Raw genomic sequence first — 6,256 nt, forward strand, 5'->3', positions numbered from 1 at the left:
CAGAGGCGAAGGTCTCTCACCTCCACTCGAACCAACAGCGCCTCACGGCGCAAACCGAAAGTGCGACAGAGCCGTTGACCGTACAGTCCCATGCCGCGCGCCGACCGACGGCGTTGACCACTATGAGCCCGCGCCCTGGGTATGGGGAGCGTGAGGTACGGCCGCGTGAGCCCGCTCATTGCCGGTTACTGTCTGATGCTGCCTCGGTTGCTGTCTTCACACCGTCCCGGTCGAGGGCCTCCACAAGATCCGCAAGCGTGATGAAGACGTTGGGGATTACGCCTCTGCTTTCCATGATCTGCCGGAGTTGCGTTCCCGTGTGGCGCTCTGCAGCTACGTAGTCGCAGTAACCTGCTGCACACGACAGGTACATCATGTCGATCAGGTCATTTTCCTTCCACCGGTTCTGGCGATCGAGGTAGCGCAGCCGGAACAGCGCCGACAGGTTCGACACGAATGGCATCGTCTCGGTCTGCTGGACCAACTCCTTGGCATCCTGGGCGAACGATGTCGGGTCGACACCGACCCGTGCTGCGGCTCTGGCGAGCACCTGGATGTTGTCGGTCCAGAAGAACCCTGCGGCCTGTTTCCGCCGGTCTGTATCGGAGAGTCGCTGTCCGGCGAAGTAGTCAGTAATCTCCTGATTGCGCTGAACCCACGCGGACACGTCGCCCTTCGTCTCCGTGGTGGTGTCGATCAGGCACGACAACGTGATGGAGGGCTCGGAGAGGACGAGCTGGAACAGATCCCAGTCGTTGTCGATCTCGTATGCTCTCACGCCGTTGGCTAGGAAGGCCTGTGGCTCGGTGGTGACGACGGGTAGCTGCGAGAATGTCGGCAAAGGGGCGTCTTCGTGCGTTGCCAGCATCACGGCCACTTCGTTGTCCCAGACCGTCATTGGGGAGCGAAGCTCCCAGCCTCCGGCCAGCTTGGCCATCGCGAGTCCCAAGTTGTAGCGACGATCGCCATAGAGCGGGTACGTCTCAGTGAGGTGCGCCGACGAGAGCGGCAGGACGATACCGGCGTCGGCGGCAAGTTCGATGATCCGCATCGCGGCGGCGAGTTCATCCCCGTTCGCAACCCTACTGGGGTCAACCATCGCCCATGCGAGCTTGCTCCAGTGATTCTGGTCAAGGTAGACGGCCGGTCGCCCCTTGTCCGTCCTGACAGGACTGTACGCCTCCGAGATGAACGTGTCGCCCCTGCGCGTCGTACTGATCACCCACCAGCGCTCCCAGTCGAAGACCGACTGTGCGACCTGGTTGTCGGGCCAGGGTGTCGTCGGTAGCGTCCCGGCGAGACGTTGTCCGTCCGTCGTGACCACCACATATTCGTTGCGCACGAAGTCGACCGCCCAGTGCTGGAATCGGTCGGCAGAAAGGACAGGTACGTCGGCCATGAGTCGATAGTGCCGCGCCGGTGCGACAAGACGGCCGCGCACCGCCCGGGATCCTGCGGTCGCACTGCTGCGAGACATAAGTCGTGCCGGCCTGTAGACCTTCTCGGGCGCTCGCGGTCGCCGATGCGCCTGACGGTCAGCAGGGCCGACGGAACAAGGGGCCGAAGAGATCCCGCAGGACATGACGGGCATCCGACTGGATCAAGAGGTCCTGCGCAAACAGCCCCCTCCCGACGGCCGGGCGATGGCAGGACGCCGAGCTGGTCCATCAACCCCCCGCGCGAGTCGCCGAGTCGTTTCGCCGCTTCGGCTACGAACCGCGAAGCCGCTCGATCTCCGCCTCCAACTCGCGAACCTTCGCCTCCAACTCAGCTCTCGTGGGCTTCCGGGTCCCAGCGGGACGGTGCGGTGACTCGGCAGGCACCCGCTTCGCTACGCCGGGTGGCTCCTCCACAAGACCGATGGCCTCACCGTCCACGATGGTCGCCGGATCGAGGCCGCACTCAGGGCACGACGTGGAACCTGTGAACGCCGAGTGAAGCGTCTTGTGCGTGTAGTGCGAGCGCTTCTCCACGACGTGGCCGCAGTACAATCGGAGGCGCCATCGCATCAGTTCATGGGGCTGCTTTGGGGCGCCGAGGATGCGACCGAGGTCCTCGATCTGCCGTGGCGAAAGTGGCGGTGACGGGCAACACTTGCCGCAGTGCATGGTCAGCGATCCCGAGACCGAGTGGCGCATCGCGTGACAGTCGCCGTGCGCCTCTTTCAACCGTGCTTCTTCAGCGTCGTATCGGACGCGCTCTTCCTCTGTGAAGTACATGGTGCCCTTGGAGTCCCATGGCTCCTCGTCTCGATACGGAAGACCGCAACCGGGACATGGCTCACCCGCAACGTAGGCTTCCCACGTCAACGGAGCGACATCGCACCGCACCGCTTCGCGGATACACTCGGACTCCTTCTGGACACGCTCGTGCTTTTTGGTCAGTTCGAATGGCGCGTCGAAGTCGCCGCGCCGCTCGTACTCGGTGAGGTCAATCATGGCTTCAACCATAGGGGCACCTGCTCTGAGTTCGAGGGGGTTATGCCTGAGTGCCCTCCCCGCCCATGTAGGTGCACCAGCGAGGTGCACCTCGCGCAGGTGCAAGCGGCCTGCGTCTTAGAATCGAGACAGCAGGCTGCCTCTTCCCCTGACCCGAGCATCGGGATCGGCGCAGCGGCGGCTCTCCCGAACCGCGCTAGCCAGGTATCGAATCTGCTCAACCGCTTGCTTCACCACGGCTGCCTCCCGCCTGTCCCGAATATCGGCGGACTCGGCAGCGTCGGCCAGCACCTCGGCCTCCTCCACCGAGAGGTACACCTCCAGTTGGTCGTTTGCTACCTGCTCGGCAAGCATCTCGGGCGTCTGGAACTCCACGATTGGCGAGCCACGGTGCAGGATCCACCGGTATCCGGTGTCCCGGTTTGTGATGACCGCGACATCTGCGTCATTGGCCGGCGAGCCGTCGGACTTATTACACCAGCGCAGCGTCAACCGGGCGTCTTGTATGGCCCTATCCAGACTCTGTGCGTTGTGATCGCGCACCAGGAAGCCATCCGGTGTCGCGCCGGGGAATTCAACCCAGTATGGTCGCCGTGCCACGTTCGTAAGCTAACACTCATCTAGGCGTTTCGTCGGCCTCAGCCGCGAATTCCCAGGCTAACCTGCTGCATCACCCGGTAGGTACACCCCATCAAGCGGCTCCGATGCGCCTGGCCGGTAGAAGTGAATGCCACGATAGGCGAATGGCGTTATATTGACATGCCTGAATTTATCCCGAACGCACTCACATCGGGAGAAGAGGACGTACGGTGGAGAATCGGCATCACGCTATGTAACTGAAGGTAGTCGTCACGGCGAAGGCGCCAGGTCATACGAGGACCACATGTAAGCCACTGCTCACGAGGTTTGATCACCAGCGCTGGGCGAAGTGGTGCCGTAGCTCGCGAACATCCGGTGCCTCTTCTCGCGAACGAACCCATGGCTAAGTAGATCGAGTAGGGGCCGGGTCTCCCCGCCTCCTACGAGCCACCAGATGTGCGGGCCCGCACCCGGCCGGTTCGCATCAGCCCGCACCGAAGGCCGTCGCATGAAGGTCAACGATGTTCGCGCGCTTCTGGTGAGCGTGGCCTGGCAGTGGCTCGGCCGCCGGGCGTGGTCCTGGTGGTGAGGTGGCGGACGCTTGGGATCGTCAGCGGTAGGAGCGCGGGCCCGGCGATGAGGGCGGCGCAGACCGCAAGGACGGTTCGTGGGCCGAGCGTGTCGGCGGCGGTGCCCGCGGCGGCGTAGACGATCGGGGTGGGTAGTACGGTGGCGAGTTCCTGGTAGGCGGCCACGCGTCCGAGTTGGTTGACCGGGATGTGCTGTTGCAGTGCGGTCACCCGGGCGACCTGGGCGGGCCCGAAGGCGAGGCCAGCCAGTAGGGTGCCCGCCACGGTGATCGGCAGGGGCAGGTCGGCGCTCATCGCGGCGAACCCGGCCGCGGTGGACGCGGTGCCAAGGCTCATGAGGATGCCGGGCCGGCGGCTTGGCCATCGGGCGGCGAGGATGCTGCCGATCGAGGTCGCGGCGGCGAGCGTGCCGGTGATGGTTCCCCAGCTGAGGGCACCGTGCAGATGCTCGCGCGCGTACAGCGGGCCGATCAGCATGGCGGCGGCGAACGCGCCGCCGGTGACGCAATCGGCGAGGGTCGTGGTCCACAGCCATGTCCTGCTGGTGATCGCGTGGATGCCGTCGCTGAGCTCAGCGAGACGTACGCCGGCCGGTCGGCCCGGGTTCTGCTCCCCCGTTGTCCGTACGGTGGGGAGGCGCGTGAACAAGACGGCGGCGGCGGTGTAGGTGAGGCAGTCCCACAAGATGCCCCAGCCCGCGCCGATGGTGACGATGAGCACGCCGCCGGCCATAGGCCCGAGGGCGGCGATTCCGTGCTTGGTGGCCTGGGTGAGTGCGTTCGCGCGGGCGAGTGCTGCCCCAGGCAGTAGTTGGGCGAGCAGGCGCCGCCCGACCGGGGTGAACAGTGCCGCCCCTGCAGCGCCTCCGCCGGAGACCGCGGCCAGCGACCACACCGTCGCCACGCCGGACAGGATCAAGGTGGCCTCGGCCAGCTGGAAGAAGGCGAGGACGACCTGAGAAGCGATCAGCAGCGGTTTGCCAGGCATACGGTCGGCGATGACGCCGGCGACCGGGAGCAGCGCTATGTAGACGCTGAACTCAGCCCCCAAGACGACGGCGATGCCCGTGCCCCGGCCGCCCAGGTGCAAGATCGCGAAGGCGAGGGTGATGGGCGCGACAGCGCCCCCGGCCGATGAGATCACCTGCGCTGCGAAGAAGACGCGGAACTGCCGGTTCGTCAGCGGGGCCGCCACCTCGGCGACGTGCCCGCGCAAGCGCCGCATCGCTTACCGTGCCGGTGGTTCGGCGCGCCGCTCCGCAGCCGTGCCGGCCGGTATCTCGACCGGGTCTGCGGAGTCTTCCGCCCCTCGCCGAGCCAGGGAGCTGATCTCCTCGGCGCTGGGAGGGCCGGGCGGGTGCAGTCTCAACCGGCGAACGTCGCGGCTCAGCAACGGTGCCAGGTTGGCGACGGCGAGCAGAATCCCGCACCCTGCGAGGGTGGCGCGTACGCCGATCGCGCCGGTGACGGGGGCGACCAGCAGGTACCCGGCGGGTGCCAGGGAGATCTCGGCAATCCCGGCGTAGGCCGCGACGCGACCCTGCTGAACGGTGGGGATGTGCTGCTGGATCGCGGTCTGCCAGGCGATCGAGGCGATGCTGAGCCCACCGGCGGCCACGACGACCGCGCCCATCACGACCGGCAGTGACGCGCCGGCGGCCATCACGGGATCGGGGAGGGCGAGCGCGGCGCAGCCGAGGCAGTTGGCCCATCCGGCGCGCGTCGGCCGCCACAGCAGCGATACGACCGCGCCCAGGGCCATGCCGCAGCCCAGACTGGAGGCGATCAGGCCCCACGCCCATGCCCCGCCCAGATGCGCCTTCGCCCACGGCGGTCCGAGGATCCCATAGCCGACGTGCCAGCCGGGGACCATGACCGCAGCGCCGATCAAGCTGGTCCAGATCCACGGCCGGGATCGGACCGCTACCCAGCCTTCCACCAGGTCCGCCCGCAAACTCAAGGCTCGGCGAGCGGCACGTGGGGCGCGGATCGTGGCGATCAGCGCGGCGGAGGCGAAGAACGAGACCGCGTTGAGGCCGACACCGTAGGCGGGCCCGGCGGTGGCGACGATCGTGCCGCCGATGGCCGGTCCGACGGTTCGGATGACGTGGCGCGACAGTTGAACCAGCGCGTTGGCCTCCTGCAGCTGCTCGGCCGGGGCGATGGCCGGGATCAGCCCCACGCGGGCGGGTTCGGAGAAGGACGCGGCGGCCGAATTCGCCGCGGCGAGCGCCGCCAGGTTCCACACCGCCGCACGCCCGGTGGCAATGAGAATGGTCTCGGCGACGGTGATCAGACCGATCACGACCTCGACTACCGCGATGGTCAACGCGCGGGGCAGCCGGTCGGCGACCACTCCGCCAAGCGGGCTGATCACGGTGCCGGCGACCATGTTGGCCAGCAGCACCATCGCGATCCCCGGTGCACCGGCCCCGGTGCCCAACACCACGAACGCCAGGGCCCCGACCTCCATCGTCGTCCCCGCGGCATTGATCTGGCCGGCGATGAAGTAACGACGGAAGCGCCGGTCACCGCGAAGCGGCGCGCTGATCCGGTGAAGATGTCCTTTGGCCTGGTCGGATGTGGCGAGTCGTTTAAGAGGTCGTTTCATTTGGGGTGATCAGTAGGATCCTGCCGTGTCGATGGTGGA

General features: G+C 66.6%; 5 protein-coding genes. All 5 read right to left on the reverse strand.

Features of this window, described 5'->3' with window-relative positions; translation table 11 throughout:
• Nucleotides 1-175 precede the first annotated feature (175 nt).
• Nucleotides 176-1,399: a hypothetical protein gene (locus NE235_RS36905; protein WP_252811543.1), complete on the reverse strand. Its 1,224-nt coding sequence runs from the start codon at nt 1,397-1,399 to the stop codon at nt 176-178.
• A 310-nt stretch (nt 1,400-1,709) separates the two neighbouring features.
• On the reverse strand, nt 1,710-2,438 hold the full coding sequence (locus tag NE235_RS36910) for a hypothetical protein (RefSeq protein WP_252811545.1): 729 nt from the start codon (nt 2,436-2,438) through the stop codon (nt 1,710-1,712).
• 117 nt (nt 2,439-2,555) lie between these two features.
• Nucleotides 2,556-3,038, reverse strand: coding sequence for a hypothetical protein (locus tag NE235_RS36915; RefSeq protein ID WP_252811547.1), 483 nt, complete (start codon nt 3,036-3,038; stop codon nt 2,556-2,558).
• A 494-nt stretch (nt 3,039-3,532) separates the two neighbouring features.
• Nucleotides 3,533-4,831: an MFS transporter gene (locus tag NE235_RS36920; RefSeq protein WP_252811549.1), complete on the reverse strand. Its 1,299-nt coding sequence runs from the start codon at nt 4,829-4,831 to the stop codon at nt 3,533-3,535.
• A gap of 3 nt (nt 4,832-4,834) precedes the next feature.
• The gene (locus NE235_RS36925) at nt 4,835-6,217 is read right to left on the reverse strand and encodes an MFS transporter (RefSeq protein ID WP_252811551.1); all 1,383 of its coding nucleotides are present in this window, start codon (nt 6,215-6,217) and stop codon (nt 4,835-4,837) included.
• Nucleotides 6,218-6,256: the final 39 nt, after the last annotated feature.

This window comes from Actinoallomurus spadix (assembly GCF_024055725.1).
Classification (GTDB): Bacteria; Actinomycetota; Actinomycetes; order Streptosporangiales; family Streptosporangiaceae; genus Actinoallomurus; species Actinoallomurus spadix.